Origin of the sequence: Burkholderia sp. AU45251, assembly GCF_030482905.1 — a bacterium.
In the GTDB taxonomy this organism is placed as follows: Bacteria; Pseudomonadota; Gammaproteobacteria; order Burkholderiales; family Burkholderiaceae; genus Burkholderia; species Burkholderia aenigmatica.
On sequence record NZ_JAUJQH010000013.1, the window covers coordinates 37,697 to 55,596 of the forward strand.

16 protein-coding genes, 1 tRNA gene and 2 riboswitches are annotated in these 17,900 nt (G+C 67.6%); of the genes, 9 read left to right on the forward strand and 8 right to left on the reverse strand.

From position 1 onward, the window contains the following. Positions 1-30: 30 nt before the first annotated feature. Both QZM67_RS23665 and QZM67_RS23670 read right to left on the reverse strand, forming a co-directional pair. Positions 31-855 (reverse strand): Cof-type HAD-IIB family hydrolase, encoded by an 825-nt coding sequence (locus tag QZM67_RS23665; RefSeq protein ID WP_301807004.1) that lies wholly within the window; start codon positions 853-855, stop codon positions 31-33. 136 nt (positions 856-991) lie between these two features. Next, on the reverse strand, positions 992-1,873 hold the full coding sequence (locus tag QZM67_RS23670; RefSeq protein WP_175026532.1) for a BadF/BadG/BcrA/BcrD ATPase family protein: 882 nt from the start codon (positions 1,871-1,873) through the stop codon (positions 992-994). 142 nt (positions 1,874-2,015) lie between these two features. Between QZM67_RS23670 and QZM67_RS23675 the strand changes: the two genes are divergently transcribed. Beyond that, positions 2,016-2,618 (forward strand): DNA-3-methyladenine glycosylase I, encoded by a 603-nt coding sequence (locus tag QZM67_RS23675; protein ID WP_301807007.1) that lies wholly within the window; start codon positions 2,016-2,018, stop codon positions 2,616-2,618. A gap of 121 nt (positions 2,619-2,739) precedes the next feature. Here the strand turns inward: QZM67_RS23675 and rpsU are convergent, their stop codons facing one another. Continuing rightward, positions 2,740-2,952 (reverse strand): 30S ribosomal protein S21, encoded by a 213-nt coding sequence (gene rpsU, locus QZM67_RS23680; RefSeq protein ID WP_006401410.1) that lies wholly within the window; start codon positions 2,950-2,952, stop codon positions 2,740-2,742. A 531-nt stretch (positions 2,953-3,483) separates the two neighbouring features. Between rpsU and QZM67_RS23685 the strand changes: the two genes are divergently transcribed. From QZM67_RS23685 to QZM67_RS23695, 3 genes are all read left to right on the forward strand, one after another. After that, the gene (locus tag QZM67_RS23685) at positions 3,484-4,998 is read left to right on the forward strand and encodes a flagellin (RefSeq protein WP_301807009.1); all 1,515 of its coding nucleotides are present in this window, start codon (positions 3,484-3,486) and stop codon (positions 4,996-4,998) included. Between the two features lie 167 nt (positions 4,999-5,165). Beyond that, positions 5,166-6,668, forward strand: coding sequence for a flagellar filament capping protein FliD (gene fliD, locus QZM67_RS23690; RefSeq protein ID WP_301807011.1), 1,503 nt, complete (start codon positions 5,166-5,168; stop codon positions 6,666-6,668). 21 nt (positions 6,669-6,689) lie between these two features. After that, positions 6,690-6,989 carry a flagellar protein FliT gene (locus QZM67_RS23695; RefSeq protein WP_175026529.1) on the forward strand — a complete coding sequence of 100 codons (300 nt, stop codon included), beginning with the start codon at positions 6,690-6,692 and terminating at the stop codon, positions 6,987-6,989. 196 nt (positions 6,990-7,185) lie between these two features. On the opposite strand, the gene QZM67_RS23700 is transcribed toward QZM67_RS23695, so the two are convergent. The 4 genes from QZM67_RS23700 to QZM67_RS23715 all read right to left on the reverse strand — a co-directional run bounded on the left by QZM67_RS23700 (position 7,186) and on the right by QZM67_RS23715 (position 10,049). Continuing rightward, positions 7,186-8,829: a TIGR04222 domain-containing membrane protein gene (locus tag QZM67_RS23700; protein ID WP_301807014.1), complete on the reverse strand. Its 1,644-nt coding sequence runs from the start codon at positions 8,827-8,829 to the stop codon at positions 7,186-7,188. 144 nt (positions 8,830-8,973) lie between these two features. Next, positions 8,974-9,303 carry a helix-turn-helix domain-containing protein gene (locus QZM67_RS23705; RefSeq protein WP_043185016.1) on the reverse strand — a complete coding sequence of 110 codons (330 nt, stop codon included), beginning with the start codon at positions 9,301-9,303 and terminating at the stop codon, positions 8,974-8,976. A 30-nt stretch (positions 9,304-9,333) separates the two neighbouring features. Continuing rightward, complete coding sequence (locus QZM67_RS23710; protein ID WP_301807016.1) at positions 9,334-9,801, reverse strand: hypothetical protein; 468 nt, start codon at positions 9,799-9,801, stop codon at positions 9,334-9,336. A gap of 172 nt (positions 9,802-9,973) precedes the next feature. Further along, positions 9,974-10,049: transfer RNA gene (locus QZM67_RS23715), tRNA-Arg, on the reverse strand. 251 nt (positions 10,050-10,300) lie between these two features. On the opposite strand from QZM67_RS23715, the gene QZM67_RS23720 reads away from it, so the two are divergent. Beyond that, the gene (locus QZM67_RS23720; protein ID WP_301807018.1) at positions 10,301-11,191 is read left to right on the forward strand and encodes a cytochrome c5 family protein; all 891 of its coding nucleotides are present in this window, start codon (positions 10,301-10,303) and stop codon (positions 11,189-11,191) included. Positions 11,192-11,302: 111 nt separating this feature from the next. On the opposite strand, the gene QZM67_RS23725 is transcribed toward QZM67_RS23720, so the two are convergent. After that, entirely contained in the window at positions 11,303-13,390 is a 2,088-nt protein-coding gene (locus QZM67_RS23725; protein WP_175023434.1) for a UvrD-helicase domain-containing protein, read from the reverse strand. A gap of 298 nt (positions 13,391-13,688) precedes the next feature. Here QZM67_RS23725 and QZM67_RS23730 point away from each other — a divergent pair, with 298 nt between their 5' ends. The 4 genes from QZM67_RS23730 (at position 13,689) to gcvT (ending at position 17,793) form a co-directional block, all read left to right on the forward strand. Next, positions 13,689-14,396, forward strand: coding sequence for an SGNH/GDSL hydrolase family protein (locus QZM67_RS23730; protein WP_301807021.1), 708 nt, complete (start codon positions 13,689-13,691; stop codon positions 14,394-14,396). Positions 14,397-14,632: 236 nt separating this feature from the next. After that, positions 14,633-15,685, forward strand: a complete 1,053-nt coding sequence (locus QZM67_RS23735; protein WP_301807023.1) for an oxidoreductase — start codon at positions 14,633-14,635, stop codon at positions 15,683-15,685. 158 nt (positions 15,686-15,843) lie between these two features. Then, positions 15,844-16,206, forward strand: coding sequence for a hypothetical protein (locus QZM67_RS23740; protein WP_011350564.1), 363 nt, complete (start codon positions 15,844-15,846; stop codon positions 16,204-16,206). A 114-nt stretch (positions 16,207-16,320) separates the two neighbouring features. After that, positions 16,321-16,423: riboswitch (glycine riboswitch) on the forward strand. 33 nt (positions 16,424-16,456) lie between these two features. Continuing rightward, positions 16,457-16,590, forward strand: a riboswitch (glycine riboswitch). A gap of 84 nt (positions 16,591-16,674) precedes the next feature. After that, positions 16,675-17,793 carry a glycine cleavage system aminomethyltransferase GcvT gene (gene gcvT, locus QZM67_RS23745; protein WP_301807025.1) on the forward strand — a complete coding sequence of 373 codons (1,119 nt, stop codon included), beginning with the start codon at positions 16,675-16,677 and terminating at the stop codon, positions 17,791-17,793. Positions 17,794-17,900: the final 107 nt, after the last annotated feature.

The following is a 17,900-nucleotide window of genomic DNA, read 5'->3' on the forward strand; positions in this document are numbered from 1 at the left end:
CCGTTTTTCATTTCCGCCGGAGCAGGACGCTCAGGATGCGGCGGTGTTGCCTTCGAGCGAGAACAGCGTGCGCAGGTGGCGGGCGACGCCCGCGTCGAAGTTGTTGCCGATCCGCGGGATGTGCGGCAGCCGCGCGACCAGGTCGGGGTTCGCGTTGTTCATCATGAACGCGTGGCCGGCGGTTTCGAGCAGGTCGATATCGTTCATGTTGTCGCCGAACGCGATGCAGTGGCCGGTGTCGACGCCGAGCCGCGCGAGCACCGAGCGCAGCGCACGGCCCTTCGACACGTTCGCGGTCATCACTTCGAGGCAGTCGGGCAGCGAGTACGTGACGTACAGCGCATCGCCGAAGCGCACGCGCATCTGCTCGGCGACGACCGCCAGATCGGCCGGATCGCCGATGTACAGCACCTTCGCGATATCCGCGCCGTCGTGCGCGGCCATGTCGATCACGTCGTAGCGGAAGCCCGAATCCTGGTGGAATTCGAGCAGGTGCGGCGCATCGCGGTCGATCAGCCAGCCCTGGTCGGTGAACAGGTTGACGATCACGCGGCCGTGCGCGCCGGCGACGTCCGGCTGCACGAGGCCGCGAACGATCGCCGGATCGATGTCCTGCGCGTGGATCGTCGTGTCGTCCGGCGCATGCACGCGCGCGCCGTTCGACGTGATCAGGTACGGCCGGATGCCGAGCACGTCGCGAATGCCGGCGACGTCCGCGTAATGGCGCCCGGTGGCGATCACGAACTGCAGGCCGTCACGGTCGAGCCGGCGGACGGTGTCGATCGTGTACGGATCGAGCTGGTGGTCGCTGTTCAGCAGGGTACCGTCGAGATCGGTGGCGATGACTTTGTACATGGGACGGAAGAATGGCGCTCAGGGCTCTGCGGAACGGTCATTCTAACGTCGTGCCCGGTTGCCCGCCGGACGGTTCCCGGTCGATCTCCGCCAGCGGCCCCGCCTCGTGGCGCCTTCAAGCACGCCTCGAACGCCTTCAACCGCCTTCCGCTTCCCGCAGCGCTTGCAGCGCGAGCCGTAGCGCGCCGTGCGCCGAATCGTCGAGCGGCGCGCGCAGCCGGGCTGCATGACGCGCCGGCACGGCTGGTGCCAGTGCGTCCGCCAATCCGCCGCACAGCGCGACCGGCAGCGCCTGCTGCGGATCGAGCGCGTCGATCATCTTGCCGATCTCGTCGCCCGCCTGCGCGATCAGTGCGCCCGCGACCGGATGCGAACGGTGCGCGAACACGATCGGCGCAAGCCGTGCGTAGATCGTCTGGTTCGCATCGCATGACCACTGGACGAGCGTGTCGCGATCCTGCGCGCCCGTTTCCGCGAGCAGCGCGCTGGCGAACGCATCGCGCGGCACGCGGCCGTCGAGCGCCTGCTGCGCGTACGCGAGCGCACGCACGCCGAGCCATGCGCCGCTCGCCTCGTCGCCGGACGGAAAGCCGAAGCCGCCCGCGATCCGGCACGCGCCGGCCGCGTCGAGCGCCGCCGCGATACTGCCGGTGCCGAGCGCGACGATCAGCCCCGGCGCGCCGCCGTGTGCGCCGACGACGGTCGTATACGCATCGCTCTCGACCGCCAGCGCGCCGAGCGGCGCCTGCGCGCGGAACGCGGCCAGCCATGCCGCGTTGTTGACGCCCGCGAGCCCGCAACCGAGCGCGCACTGCGACCAGCTGAATGCGAGACCGGCCTGGGTGAACGCGTCCGCGCAGGCCGCACCGATCGATGCCCACGCGCGCTCGATGCCGAGCCCGAGCCCCGACGGGCCGCCGCGCCCCTGTGCGAGTTCGCGCCCGTGCCGGTCGGCCAGCACTGCGCGCGTACCCGTGCCGCCGCCGTCGATGCCGATCGCAAAAAGTAATGCCGCCATGCCTTCATCCCGCTGATTCGAACAGGCGCCAAGCTTAACCGGATCGGCGCCGCGCGCCCATCTGCCGTTCGGCCGATTGTCCCGCGAAAAGGGCTTACGCTATGCTGACGCGTTCGAGTCGATACTGAAAACGAGGCAGACGATGTCGCAGCGGTGCAACTGGGTGAAGACGGAAGCGGACGCTCACTATCACGATACCGAGTGGGGCGTGCCGTCGCACGACGATCGCCACCTCTTCGAAATGCTGATCCTGGAAGGGGCGCAGGCCGGGCTGTCGTGGTCGACGATCCTGAACAAGCGCGCGGGTTATCGCGAGGCCTTTGCGGATTTCGACGTCGATGCCGTCGCGCGCTTCACGTCGAAGCGCATCGAGAAGTTGCTGGAGAATCCCGGTATCGTGCGCAACCGCGCGAAGGTCGAGTCGGCGGTCACCAATGCGCGCGCGGTGCAGCGCATTCGCGAAGAGCACGGGTCGCTCGCCGCGTTCCTGTGGTCGTTCGTCGGGGATACGCCGATCCAGAACGCGTGGCAGTCGTACCGCGACGCCCCCGCGTCGACCGAACAGTCCGACGCGCTCAGCAAGGCGCTGAAGGCGTACGGCTGCAAGTTCGTCGGCTCGACGATCTGCTATGCACTGATGCAGGCCACCGGCATGGTCAACGATCACGAGATCGGCTGCCCGTGCCACGCGCAATGCGCGGCGCTCGGCGGCAAGCAGCCGGCACGCCGGCGCAACGCGGGCTGACGGCGCCGGGCGCACCGGAGCCGTCACGGCCTCGGGATTTTCCCGGCTCCCAAAAGCAAAACGGCGGAGCGGCTTCTTTCGAAGCACGCTCCGCCGTTTCGCGGCGAACCGTCAGACGCTCTTAGTGGAGCTTCTTCGGCAGCATCTGGCTGCGCAGGCGCTTGTGCAGGCGCTTGACGGCTGCTGCCTTCTTACGCTTGCGGACTGCGGTCGGCTTTTCGTAGGACTGGCGCTCGCGCAGTTCAGCGATCAGGCCATTTTTTTCGATAGCACGGCGAAAGCGGCGAATCGCCACTTCGAACGGCTCGTTTTCTTTCAGAAGAATCGTCGTCATGTCGTTCCTAAATTGCTTAAACGGTCAAAAACGTAGCGGCCAAGCGCCACGCACCGGCCATCCGAGCGTCCCCACAAACAGGCGAAACGAGCGGAAATACGGCCTCGGAGGCCGGAAAAGAGAGGCGGAAAGCACCGCGAGTACGCTTCACAAGCCGCGTGCAGCGCCGCGTTTGACTGCCAGCAGACATGCCGAAAACGGCAGAGGCGTGACAGAAATCTCAATTCAGCCCGCCATCATAGCAGGGAATCACAGACAAAACCACCCTTTTGTCGCTTGCGTGTGCACAGCGTTGCGACTGCGTGCCGGAGCCGGCCGCCATCCTGTTTTTGCCCCCGTTTCATTCGGCATCGCGCCGGGCCCGTCCGAAATGACAAAGAAGGATAAAAAATCGGGCCGAATCTCAACGTGCCCCTCAAGTTTTGTTTTGGTGCGCCGAAATCCTGCTCTGAGGCGGCCAGCAATGAACGAGTGCTTCCGCCGACGCCAAAACGGCTTTCCAGGGCTTTCGGCTTAAACAGGAGAATTTCCATGCTCGGAATTAACAGCAACATCAACTCGCTGGTTGCACAGCAGAACCTCAACGGCTCGCAGAACGCCCTGTCGCAGGCAATCACCCGCCTGTCGTCGGGCAAGCGCATCAACAGCGCAGCAGACGATGCAGCCGGTCTCGCGATCGCAACCCGGATGCAGACGCAGATCAACGGCCTGAACCAGGGCGTGTCGAACTCGAACGACGGCGTGTCGATGATCCAGACCGCGTCGAGCGGCCTGTCGCAGATCACGTCGAGCCTGCAGCGTATCCGCCAGCTGGCCGTTCAGGCATCGAGCGGCTCGCTGTCGACCAGCGACCAGCAAGCGCTGCAACAGGAAGTTTCGCAGCAGATCTCCGAAGTGAACCGTATCGCTTCGCAGACGAACTACAACGGCAAGAACCTGCTCGACGGGTCGGCCGGTAACGTCAGCTTCCAGGTCGGCGCGAACGTCGGTCAAACCATCACGCTGAACCTGACGCAAAGCGTCTCGGCAGCAAGCATGGGCACGGGCCTGCCGACGAACGGCGCGACGCTCGGCCAGCTCACGGGCCTGAGCCTGACGAGCGCCGGCGCAGCGACGACCGGCACGCAAACGCCGTCGATCACGACGATCAACATCCTGTCCGACGGCCAGGGCGGCTTCAAGTTTACCGACCAGAACAACCAGGCTCTGGCAAGCGGCGCGGTCACGAGCCTGTTCGGCGCCAATACGGCCGGCGCGGGTACGGCACTTTCGCTGACCCCGTTGGCAACCGGCGCACTGGGTTCGATCACCAGCGTTCCGGCAGCAGCAACCGCCGCGACGACCAGCTCGGTTACCGCGATCAACGCCACCAACGCTCCGAACGGCTCCGGCGTAGCCGGCCGCCCGGCCGCTGGCGCCGCGATTGGCACGATCACCGGCCTCAGCCTGGATTCGAACGGCGGCTTTATTGCCCCGAACGAATCGGGCGCAACCATCACGTCGATCTCCGTGCTGTCGGACGGCGCAGGCGGCTTCACGTTCCAGGATCAGAACGGCAACGCACTGGCGGCCGGCGTCACCAGCAAGGTGTTCTCCATCACCGCTGCGACGGCGGGGGCCGGCGCTTCGCTTACGCTGAATGCCACCATCGGCACCGCGACGACCAACGCGACGACCCAAGGCCTGGCTTCGCAGAGCGCAATCAACTCGACCAACCTCGCCAACGTGCCGCCGCGCGTCGCCGACATCAACATCAGCACGACGGCCGGCGCCAACCAGGCAATGGAATCGATCGACAACGCGCTGGCCACGGTGAACAACATCCAGGCAACGCTGGGCGCCGCGCAAAACCGCTTCACCGCGATCAGCACGACGCAGCAAGCGCAAGCGACCAACCTGTCGCAAGCCCAGTCGCAAATCCAGGACGCGAACTTCGCGCAGGAAACCGCGAACCTGAGCAAGGCACAGGTGCTGCAACAAGCAGGCATCTCGGTGCTCGCACAAGCGAACTCGCTGCCGCAGCAGGTCCTGAAGCTCCTGCAGTAATCGCTTCACGGCGTCTCGCCCGGGGCCCCGCGCAACGCATCGCGCGGCGCCCCGGGCGCTTTGGCTTGCGCGATTCGGCTGCCTGAATCGCGACAACCCAAAGCCTTCGCGCAATACGCATTCGATCACCAGATACGCATCGCTCATCCCAGGCACGGAGTCGTCACATGTCCACCGTCAACACCAATACGTCCAGCGCCAATGCGAACAGCGCGCTTCAGCAAGCTGCGCAGTCGATCATCAGCGGCTCGACCGGCAACTCGACGATGGACGTCAACTCGCTCGTGACGGCGCTCGTGAATGCGAAAACGGCCGGCCAGACCTCCGCGCTGACCGCCAAGCAAACCACCGACAACACCCAGATTTCCGCGTTCGGCACGCTGTCTTCCGCGCTGAGCGCGCTGCAGGCGAGCCTGACGACGCTCTCCAACGGCTCGCTGCAGAGCACCTTCACCGCGACGCCCAGCGGCAACGGCCTCACCGCGACGGCCGGCCAGGGCGCGGTCGCCGGCACCTACAACGTGAACGTCACCCAGATCGCCGCGGCGCAGGCGTTGTCGTCCACCGGCTTCGCCGATCCGACCAAGGGCCTCGGCAACGGCACGCTGGCCCTGTCGCTGGGCAATCAGTCGTTCTCCGTCAACATCGACAGCTCGAACAACACGGTGGCGGGCATCGCGGCCGCGATCAACGGCGCATCCGGCAACCCGGGCATCACGGCGACGGTCGTCACCGGCACCGACGGCGCCCACCTCGTGTTGAGCTCGGCGGCCACCGGCGCGTCCAACACGATCAGCGTTGCGGTCAGCAACCTGAGCGGCGACGCCGGGCTGTCGAATCTCGGCGTCAAGTCGGTTCCCGGACAGAACGGCGGCCCGTCGACCTTCACGTCGGCCAACAGCAGCGCCGCGTGGACGCAGAGCACCCCGGCCCAGGATGCCGCCTTCTCGATCAACGGGATCAGCGCAACGAGCTCGACCAACACGGTCACCACCGCGATCGCCGGCGTCACGCTGAACCTGACGTCTGCCGCGGTCGGCGCCGCGCAGGCCCAGACGCTGACGATCGCATCCGACACGAAGTCGCAGGCAACGGCGATCAACAACTTCGTGAACCTCTACAACACGCTCGTCACGACGATGGGCACGCTCACCCAGTTCACGGCGGGGGCAGCGACGCAAGGCCCGCTGCTCGGCGACTCGACGCTGAGCACGGTCAAGAACACGCTCGCATCGCTCGTGACGCAAGGCGTGAAGAGCGGCAGCTCGACGATCACGCTGTCGTCGATCGGCATCACGCTGCAAGCCGACGGCACGCTGCAGACCGACAGCACCAAGCTCAATACCGCGCTGCAGAGCAACCCGGCCAGCGTCGCCGCGCTCTTCAATTCGACGAACGGCGTCGGCGCGCGGATGTCGACGGCAATCAACAACTTTACGAAGACGGGCGGCCTGATCGACCTGCGGACGTCCGCGCTCAATGCCGACCTGAAGAGCATCGCGCAACAGCAGACGACGCTGTCGAACTACGCGACGCAGCTGACGAACCAGTACCAGGCACAATTCACCGCGCTCAACACGCTGATGGCGACGATGAACAACAATTCGCAGTACCTGACGCAGCTGTTCGGCGGCCAGAACAGTGCCGGCGCGATGTCGAACAACAAGTAACCGACGCGAATGGAATCGACCATGGAACAGCACGAACTGATCGAGCGTTTGAATGCGCTGACCGACGACATCGAGCACGCGACCGCAATGGCCGACTGGACGGAAGTCGCACGCCTTGCGGAAGTCCGCTCGCCGCTCGTCATGGCGCTGACCCCTAACCAGCCGCCGGAAGGCATCGCCGCCATTCGCCGCATTCAGGCCAGCAACGAAAGCGTCGTCGCCAACGCGCATCGCGCCCAGCGCGAGCTCACCGACGAGTATCACGTCGCGATGGGCCGCGTGCAGGCCGTCGGCGAGTATCACGACATGGCACGCCTGTAAGAACGCGCAGCGCATCGCCTGCGGCGATACGCACCCACGAACAACAAGCACTACACGCCGAAGTGAGGGCGTGCTCGTTCGACTCGTGCCCGCCTTGTGCGGGCATTTTTTTGTCTGGTCGATCGGGCGTGCGGTACTCCCGGCCAGCCGACGTACGCCTTGCCGAATACGACACGCGCCGCCGCACCACCCGCGCTCAGTTACTCGACGAACACCCGCCGCAGCTGCTCGAACTGCACGAGCTGGAACTGCACGAACTCGACGAACTGCAGCTCGACGACGAGCAACTGCTGTCCGACGCATCGAACGAACTGCCGCTGCCCGCTTTCGCGGCAACCAGCGACGACATCCGCGACGCCGTCTGCACGGTTTGCGAATACACCGACCAGGCGGTGCCGGCCAACGCGGCCGTGCCGAACAGAGCAGCAGTCCACAGCAGCGGGTCCGGATCGCCGCGTTCGCGATCCTGCGCCGGTTGCGCGGCCTGCGTATCGGGCGTGGGTCGCGGGTTGCGTGCGGCCCGTGGATCGTGCGCGATCCGGCGCGCGAGCAGCGCGGCTCGCCCCGCAGCCGTCGCCCCGCCACGCCCGAAGCCGGTCAGCCGCCGCGCGACGAGCCGGTATGCGACCGCGAACACCACCATGCAGACGGCAAGCAGCAGCACGGGCCGCCCGCGGCTCAGGCCGATCGCGAGTTTCGCGGCGCCGATGCCCAGCACGATCAGCACGATCGCACGCGCGGCCATGCGCGACGCGCGCATCTCGCCGGGCGCCCAGAGCCAACCCTGCGCGCGCATCCCGTCGACGACCTCCTGCGCGTACCCGGCGAGCCGCTCGCGAAACAGGTCGTAGCGCACGGTGCCGGACGGCCGCTCCTTGAGCCACGCGCAGTGGTCGTCATGCCGGCCCGCGCGGTCCAGGTCGGCGATCTGCACGTAGCCGCCCTGTCCGGGGACCGTCCACAGGTCGACCGCGCCCGCATGCGCGAGCGACATCGTCACGACTTGGGCGACCCGTGCTTCGCCGCCGGTGAGATAGGCGACTTCGTCGGTGCTCAGGTCGGCCGACGCCTTGCGCGCGCGCCCGCCCCACCGGCGGCGCCGGAACTCGATCGCCTGCAGCACCATGATCAACAACAACGCGACGACGCACGCCGGCACGTAGAACGCAAGAAACTGCGGGCCCGCGTAGTTCAGCACGTTGAGGTCCTGCGCCGATGCGCAGGTCGCGGCGACGCTCGCAGCGGCCGCCGGCCACGCGAGCTTCGGCAACCGGTCGCGCCAGGTCCTGCCTGCCGGCGGGGCGGTCGGCGAATCCGCCTCCTGCGCCCCGCTCACGGCTGGCGGTTCCGGCTGCGGCGCTCCGGACGCGTCGCGCAGACCGGGCGGCGGCGGCCAGATCGACTCGGGCGGCTCGCAACCGAACAGCCGGCGATAGCTGTCCAGCGTGTCGCGGTAACGCTGCGCGTACACGGCGGCCTCGTCCGGCGCGCCCGTGCCGGGCATGTGATGCAACCGCGCGCGCAGCACGCCGGCGCAGAACACGTCCCAGTATTCGAGCGTGTATTGCAGGTGGAAATGCCACGCGGCGTCAACCGCGACCGACGGCGTGACCGGGTGTCCGGCGGCCTGCGCGAGAAACGCGAAGCGCTTGTATTCGTCGATCACAGACAGCGCGTGCGCCTGCGACCAGCCTTCGGCTTCGGCCAGCCGCCGGCTGTACGGTAGCGGCGCGTTCGGGTCGTCGGGGGAATAGGTGTCGAGACGCGCGAGCAGCGCCTGCTGCGCATCGGTCAGCGCACGGACATCGACTGCGGTCAAGGTAGACGGGAGGGCAGCCATCGGGAGTCGGCGCGATGCGCGGACGGCCGCCGCGATCGACGCTTGGAGTTGTCGTTGCGGACGATTCTCGCACAACGACGAGGCAACACGACACCGGCACGCCGGCCGCGCCCGGGGCATCAGGCGCGTTTGCCGCGCCGCGCGTCAGAAATCGAGCTGCGCGAGCGTGATGCCGAGCGCGGCCGCGATCTTCCTGCGCACCGACTTGCGCAGCTTCTCGCGCTTCTCGCGTTTCGCGTAGTCCGACCGACTGATGCCGATCCGCTGCGCGACCTCGGCCCGCGTCAGCCCGAGATATTCGCGCCATGCGCGCGCGGGCGAGCTGCCGTCGAACACGGCGCGCGTCACGACTTCATGCGGAACCGGGTCGCGCGTGACCCGTTGCTGCGCGACATAGTCGGCGTACGGAATCACGACGAAGGCCGGCGTACCGTCCGGCCCGTTGATGAATTGAACGGGGAGTGATTGGCTCATGCAGTGATCGCCGCCCGCGAGGCGACGCGGCTATTTCTCGTTTCGATCGACATTTTCAATCAGCACCTTCAGATGGGCTTCGAGCACGTCGAACCGGACCAGCGAATGGTTGCGCCGGGTCGGATGCGCATACGACGCCGCCCTGACCGCTTCGGGCAGATTGGGCCTCAGCCACACGTCTGGATATTGCAGGCGGGCGTAGCGTTCGCCATCCACCTCTTCCAGCACCATGTGCCCGCGCCACGGGTATTCATTGAAGATTCCCGACACCTTGTGGACAAACAGCAGTCCACATTCACCGACCTCGAGCGCGAGGTTGCCCCAGGTCATCGGCCCGCTGTAGAACTGCAACACCGTGCCGAGATGGTCCGGCGTGATGCCATGACGGCAGGAATAGATGTGCTGCACCGTTGCGCGCAACACGTGGGGACTCGGCGAGTCGATCACGGAAACGGCCACGAGGTCGTGGCTGTTGACCGGCATCGGTAGCGGTTGCATGCGGTTCTGCGTATTCGTCGGTTCGGGGTACCGGAGTCCCGGAGATTCGGTCGTCGCCCGGCGCACGCGATCGAAAACCGCCACGCGGACAACCGCCGACTGGCCGGGATATTACTGCAAACGGGAAAACGACGAGACGGCGAAACCGACGAGTGCCTGAACAGGCATGTTTTGGCGCGCCCGGCTGGGATCGAACCAGCAACCCCTGCCTTCGGAGGGCAGTACTCTATCCATTGAGCTACGGGCGCCTGTGACAATGAAGCGACCCCAATATACAGGCCGCCCACGATTGGCAAGACGGCAAGGATACCCGGTTTCCCATGGCGCGTCCACCTTGCCCGACGAATCCCCGCCGGGCCGGGCCGCGTGCGGGTAAACACGCGCCATCGCACCGCTCGCCGTGATGTAAACGTTCCGTCTATAATCGACCGGGCTTCATTGGACTGCCATTTGCCGTTGCACCGCGCTCACAATTCCTAATCACGGAGACGAGGCAAGCATGAGCGAAGCACCCCACGAATCTCCCGTCAAAACTCCCGGGCAGCTGATTGCCGTCATCATCGCGTCGTTCGCGATTCCGATCATCCTGATCGTCCTGTTCGCCAACTACGCGAACCATGCGTTCCGTTCCGGCGCCGGCACGGACGCGCTATCCGACCAACAGGTCGCCGCGCGTATCGCCCCGCTCGCGAAGGTCGACGTGAAGGACGCCAACGCGCCCCGCACGTACAAGACCGGCGAAGAAGTCTACAAGGCCGTCTGCGTGACCTGTCACGGCACGGGTGCCGCCGGCGCGCCGAAATTCGGCAACAAGGACGACTGGGCGCCGCGCATCTCGCAAGGCTTCGACACGCTGCTGAAGACGGCCCTGGCCGGCAAGGGCGCGATGCCGCCGCGCGGCGGCACGAGCCCCGACGACGTCAGCGATTATGAAATCGCCCGTGCGATCGTCTACATGGCGAACAACGACGGCGCGAACTTCCCCGAACCGGCCGCGCCGGCCGCCAGCGCGGCACCGGCCGCCAGCGGCGCCGCAGCCGCATCGGGCGCGACCGACGCCGCGAGCGCGCAGATCGCCGCCGCGCAGGCCGCGATCGCCGCGATCCCGAAGGCCGGAGAAGCGCCCGCAGCCGCTGCTGCCCCGGCCGGCGCCGACGCCGGCAAGGCGCTGTACACGTCGACCTGCCAGGCCTGCCACGCGGCGGGCGTGCTCGGCGCGCCGAAGTTCGGCAGCAAGGAAGACTGGGCGCCGCGCCTGAAGGACTCGATGGATACGGTCTACAACTACGCGCTGCACGGCAAGGGAGCGATGCCGCCGAAGGGTGGGTCGAGCGCGTCGGACGCCGACGTGAAGGCCGCCGTCGACTACATGGTCAACGCGGCGAAGTAAGCCCACCCGGCCGTCAGTAAAAAACCCCCGCGACGCACACGCATCGCGGGGGTTTTGTTTTGCCGGCGGACCACTGGATCGCCGGAACACCGCGCGCCCGGCGGCGGCGCGTCACTTCTGCAGCAATGCCTTCAGGCTCGCGAGCCGGTCCTTCGGCGACATCGGCGCCTCTTCCGGCGTGGGCGGCGGCGCCTCGTCGAGCCCCATCTCCGGGATGAAGCGAGACGGTTCGCACACGACCGTCTCGCGCGCCCGCTTGCGCTTCTTGCACCAGTTCAGATGCAGGCTGCGCTGCGCGCGCGTGATCGCGACGTACATCAGCCGGCGCTCCTCCTCGATCCGCTCGTTGTCGATCGGGCCGTCGTCCTCGGAGCCGCCGCGGTGCGGCATGATGCCTTCCTCGACTCCCACCAGGAACACGTGCGGATACTCGAGCCCCTTCGACGCATGGACGGTCGACAGCCGCACGGCGTCCGGATCCTCGTCCTTGCCCTCGAGCATCGACATCAGCGCGACGGTCTGGATCAGGCCGAGCAGGTTCTTGCCCGTATCGGCAAGCCCGTCCGCGTTGTGAAAACCTTGCGCCTCGCCGTCGACGGCCTCCGTCTCGGGCTTGGTGCCCTTGCGCTTCAGCCATTCGAGGAATTCGAGCACGTTCTGCCACTTCGACTGCGCCTGCCGCTCGTCGAACGCGTCGTACAGGTACGCCTCGTAGTGGATCGCCTCCATCATGTCGTCGAGCACGGCGGTCGCGGGATCCTTGTCCGCGCGCTCGGTCAGGCGCTGGATGAAGTCGCAGAACATCCGCAGCGGCTCGACCTGCCGAGCGGACAGCCGCGCCTCGATCCCGCCCATGTACACGGCCTCGAACAGCGACACCTTCGCCTGCCCCGCGAACGAGCCGAGCGCCTCGAGCGTCGTGTTGCCGATCCCGCGGCGCGGCGTGGTGACCGCGCGGATGAATGCGGGATCGTCGTCAGCGTTCGCGATCAGCCGCAGGTACGCGCACAGATCCTTGATCTCGGCCTTGTCGAAGAACGACTGGCCGCCGGACAGCACGTACGGGATCCGCTCGCGCCGCAGCACCTGCTCGAAGATCCGCGCCTGGAAGTTGCCGCGATACAGGATCGCGTAGTCGCGGAACTGCGCGCGCCGCTCGAACTTGTGCGCGGACAGCCGGAATACGACCGATTCGGCTTCATGCTCCTCGTCGTTGCACGGCGTGACGGTGATCGAATCGCCCATCCCGTGCTCGGACCACAGCTTCTTCTCGAACAGCTTCGGGTTGTTCGCGATCACGTTGTTCGCGGCGGTCAGGATGCGCACCGTCGACCGGTAGTTCTGCTCGAGCTTGACCAGGTGCAGTTTCGGGAAATCCTTGCCGAGCTGCGCGAGGTTCTCGAGCGTCGCGCCGCGCCAGCCGTAGATCGCCTGGTCGTCGTCGCCCACCGCGGTGAAGGCGGCGCGCGGGCCCGCGAGCAGCTTCAGCAGCTCGTACTGGCACGCGTTGGTGTCCTGGTACTCGTCGATCAGCAGGTAGCGCAGCTTGTTCTGCCAGCGGTCGCGCACCTGCTCGTTCTTCGCGAACAGCTCGGCGGGCAGGCGGATCAGGTCGTCGAAGTCGACCGCCTGGTACGCATGCAGCGTCGCGACGTAGTTGCGGTAGACCAGCGCGGCCTGGTGCTCGTCCTCGGTGGCCGCGATCGTCATCGCTTCCTCGGGCATGATCAGGCCGTTCTTCCACAGCGAGATGGTGCTCTGGATCTTGCGGATCAGACCCTTGTCGGTCGTGCCGATCTGCTCCTGGATCATCCCGAAGCAGTCGTCCGAATCCATGATCGAGAACTGCGGCTTCAGGCCGACGTGCTCGGCCTCCTGGCGCAGGATCTGCACGCCCAGCGAGTGGAACGTGCAGACGGTGAGCTGGTTGACGGGCACCTTGCGGCCTTCCTTGCCGGGCGTGGTGAGCGTCTTGCCCTCGAGCAGCTTCGACACGCGCTCGCGCATTTCGGCGGCCGCCTTGTTCGTGAACGTGACGGCGGCGATGTGGCGCGGCTCGAAGCCTTTGGCTTCGATCAGGTGCGCGATCTTCTGCGTGATCACGCGGGTCTTGCCGCTGCCCGCGCCGGCGAGCACGAGACAGGGACCGTCGAGGTAGCGCACCGCTTCGTTCTGGGCGGGATTGAGGCCTGCGGACATGATGGCGGATGGTGTTGCGGTTGACGGCGGAACGCCGGGAGGATGCCGTGCGCGGCAGGCTGGCGAAGCAGGCGGACACGCGGGCAGGACGGGCATGTTAACACGTCGGCGGCGTGCTTTTCTGGAGCGCCGCCGGACGGGGCCGCGCGGGCAGATCCCGCGGCCGCCCCCTGTCCGTTCGGCCAATCCGGCCCCGTTCGCGCACCGATCGGCCACAATATGTCCACCCGGCGGCGCCCCGCGCCGGCCCGCTTGAACCACCTGAATAAACCACCTGAACCGCCACCGGATCGACATCATGGGATACCCGTTCGCCACCGCCGCTCTCGGCCCGCTGCTGTTCGCGCAGGGGCGCTACGTGCGCCGCGTCACGCCGCGGCTGCCCGAGGCGGCTGGCCCGCGCGACGGCGTGGCGGGCGACGGCCCGCCGCTGCGCGTGCTGGTGGTCGGCGATTCGGCCGCCGCGGGCGTCGGCGTCGCGACGCAGCGCGACGCGCTGTCCGGGCAACTGGCGAACGTGCTCGCGGCCCCCCATCGCGTGAGCTGGAAGCTGCTCGCGCGCACGGGCCTCACCACGCAGGAGCTCGTCGACTGGCTCGCCGCCGAGCCGGCCGAGCCGTTCGACGTGGCCGTCACGTCGCTCGGCGTCAACGACGTGACGGGCGGCGTGCCGCCGGCCCGCTGGCAGGCGCAGCAGGCCGAACTCGTCCGGTTGCTCGCCGCGCGCTTCCGGGTCGGGCACGCGATCCTGTCGGCGGTGCCGCCGATGGAGCGCTTTCCGGCGCTGCCGCAGCCGCTCGCGTGGTATCTCGGGTTGCGCGCGAAGCGGCTCAACACGGCGCTCGCCGGCTGGGCCGCCACGCAGCCGCACTGCACGTTCCTGCGCGTCGCGCTGCCGCTCGAGCGCCACCTGATGGCCAGCGACGGCTTCCACCCCGGTGCAACCGCCTGCGCCGCGTGGGCTGCCCAGGTCGCCGCCGCCGTCCGGCAGCGGGCAGCCGCATGACGCGGCGCAGCGCCCCGGCGCCGGCCGCTCACCGCGTGAGGCGGCGGGCAACCCCGCGCGTGCGGCAGGCGGGGGCCTGCGCAAATTGCTGGCGTTCCTTGCGCAAGCGCCGCCTCGCGCCGCGCGTTTCGCCCAAACGCGCCAGTGCAAGCGGCGGCGCCGTGCCAAAATAGCCGGTCGTCTTCGCGCCGTCTCGGCGCGCCATCCTTTAGTTTCGTTCGCAGCCAGGGATTGCCATGTCGTCATTGCTCAGGATTGGATTGATGGGTTTCGGTTTCGCCGGCGCGACGTTCCACGCGCCTGTGATCGCCACGAGTGGCCGCACGGAAGTCGCCGCGATCGCGACGGGGCAACCCGATCGCGCGCAGGCGGCGTATCCGGGTGCGCGCGTCGTCCCCGATCTCGACACGCTGCTCGGCCTCGACGACATCGAATGCGTGGTGATCGCCACGCCGAACGACACGCACTTCGCGCTCGCGCGCCAGGTGCTCGAAGCCGGCCGCCACGTGGTCGTCGACAAGCCCGTCACGCTCACCGCCGACGAGGCGCTCGCGCTCGCGCGGCTCGCGAACGCGCGCAGCCGGCTGTTCGCGCCGTTCCACAACCGCCGCTGGGACGGCGATTTCCTCACCGTGCGCCGCATCGTCGAATCGGGCGAGCTCGGCCGGCTCACCTATTTCGCGTCGCACTTCGACCGCTTCCGGCCCACGCCGCGCACGCGCTGGCGCGAGGAGCCCGCTCGCGGCGGCGGCCTGCTGCTCGATCTCGGCCCGCACCTGATCGACCAGGCGCTCGCGCTGTTCGGCCTGCCGGAAACGGTCGGCGCGACCGTCAAGACGCGCCGCGACAACGGCACGGCGCCCGATTTCGTGCATCTGCAGCTCGGCTATCCGGACAAGGACGTCGCGCTGCATGCGAGCGCGTTGTCGGCGATCGAACCGGCGCGCTTCACGCTGCACGGCACGCGCGGCAGCTACCAGAAGTTCGGGCTCGACACGCAGGAGGACCAGCTCAAGGCCGGCCTCACCGCGGACGACGTCGAATTCGGCGGCGGCAACCCGCCCGGCCTGCTGCGCGTGCTCGACGGCGACGTCGAGGTCGAGCGCCCGGTGCCGACGCTCGACGGCCAGTATGCGGAGTTCTACCGTGCGCTCGCCGCGTCGATCCGCGACGGCGCGCCGTTCCCCGTCACCCCGCAGGACGCCGTCGACGTGATGACGATCATCGAGCTCGCCGCGCAGAGCGAGCACGACGGCCGCCGGCTGCCGTTCGTGCGCCGCACGATCTGACGCCGCGCACCGGCCGGCAGCGGCCGGCCGGCGCACGTGCACTTGGATCACCCCGAACATTCGGTTACAAATGCCGGGGGAACGAAAGTCAGCGTCCGACCGGTCTGACGCGTTTCTCAAAAAAGTCGATCCGACACCAATCCGTCAGGAGAATGTTGATGCAACGGTTGATTCGCGCGGCAGCGTGCTGCGTCCTGGTTTCCTCGCTTGCGGCCTGTATCGTGCAGCCGCAGCAGCCGGTCCGCCCGGCGCCCCCGCCGCGGCCGAATCCGCAGGTCGTCGCGAACGAGCGGATGCAGCAGATCCAGGGCCGGATCGACAACCTGCACCGCCGTATCGATGCGCGCGTGAACGGCGGCTACTACCCGCCGCCGTACGGCGCGCAGCTTCACCATCGTCTCGACGTGATCCGCCAGGAATCGAACGACATGTCCGCGCAGCACAGCGGCGGCCTGTCCGGCGACGAGCAGCGCGTGCTGAACCAGGAACTCGACACGGCCGCGCGCGCGATCGGCGAGTAACGCGCCGGCGCCCGCCGGTGCGGAAAAAAGCGGCGGCACCGGCTGCCGCCGCTTGTCGCGAAGCGACATTCTTTTGCTCAAATTGACAAGGTCCACCCGCTCGCGTACAGTCGCCCGCACGCGTCGGGAGAGCGTGTAACCGGGCTGTTTCAACCCGGTTGCGCCGCCGAAGGGGCACACCCGCAAACTCTCAGGCAAAAGGACCGACCGCGTCGGGGAATCCCGTCCGCGCATTGCGCGGGCGACACTCTCCCCGCACTCTGGAGAGCGGCAGTAGCCCGCAGCGCATCGGCTGCGCGGGCAAGCTGCCCACCGAAGGGGCGCGCGTTCGCCAGGCCAGGCCGGCAGCGCAATCTCTCAGGTATCGAGGACAGAGGGGCATGTACCGGATCGCTCGCAGGCCGTCGGCCTCGGTGGTCGGCACATGGCCGTTCTGATCCGCGCGCAAGCGCCTTGCCTGAGGCCTCGATGACTGCACTGAATCACACCCCGCTCAACGCCGCGCACCGCGCGCTCAATGCCCGCATGGTCGACTTCGGCGGCTGGGACATGCCCGTCAACTACGGCTCGCAAATCGAAGAACATGAAGCCGTGCGCACCGACGCCGGCATGTTCGACGTGTCGCACATGTGCGTCGTCGATTTCACCGGCAGCCGCGTGCGCGCGTTCTTCGAGCATGCGATCGCGAACAACGTCGGCAAGCTCAAGACGCCCGGCAAGGCACTCTACTCGTGCCTGCTCAATCCGCAGGGCGGCGTCATCGACGACCTGATCGTCTACTACTTCACCGAAGAATTCTTCCGCGTCGTCGTCAACGCCGGCACGGCCGAGAAAGACATCGCGTGGTTCAACCAGCTGAACGAGCAAGGCGGCTTCGGCGTCACGATCGCGCCGCGCCGCGATTTCGCGATCGTCGCCGTTCAAGGCCCGAACGCCCGCGAAAAGGCCTGGACGACGGTGCCCACCGCGCGCGCCGCCACCAGCGAGCTGAAGCCGTTCAACGCCGCGCAAGTCGCCGGCACGCCGTTCGGCGATCTCACCGTCGCACGCACCGGCTACACCGGTGAAGACGGTTTCGAAGTGATCGTCCCGGCCGTGCACGTCGAAGCGCTGTGGAACGCACTGCAGCAAAACGGCGTGCGTCCGTGCGGGCTCGGCGCGCGCGACACGCTGCGCCTCGAAGCCGGCATGAACCTGTACGGCCAGGACATGGACGACACCGTGTCGCCGCTCGACGCGGGCCTCGCGTGGACGGTCGACCTCACCGCGCCGCGCGACTTCGTCGGCCGCGCCGCACTGGAAGCCAACGGCACCCGCGCCGCGTTCGTCGGCCTGATCCTGCAGAAGGAAAACGGCAAGGCGGGCGGCGTGCTGCGCGCGCACCAGAAGGTCGTCACGCCGCACGGCGAAGGCGAGATCACGAGCGGCACGTTCTCGCCGTCGATGCAGGAATCGATCGCGTTCGCGCGCGTGCCGGCGGCCGTCCAGATCGGCGACCTGGTCCAGGTGCAAATTCGAGACAAGAATCTTCCCGCGCGCGTGGTAAAACTGCCGTTCGTGCGCAACGGCAAGGTCCTCGCTGCGTAACGGCCGGGAGGCCCGCCTCCCGGGAAGCCGGGAGATGGCGCCCGGCGCAACACCACACCCGGCGCGCCCCGGCGGCGCGCCAGCAAAACGAACAAACCCTTTTATCA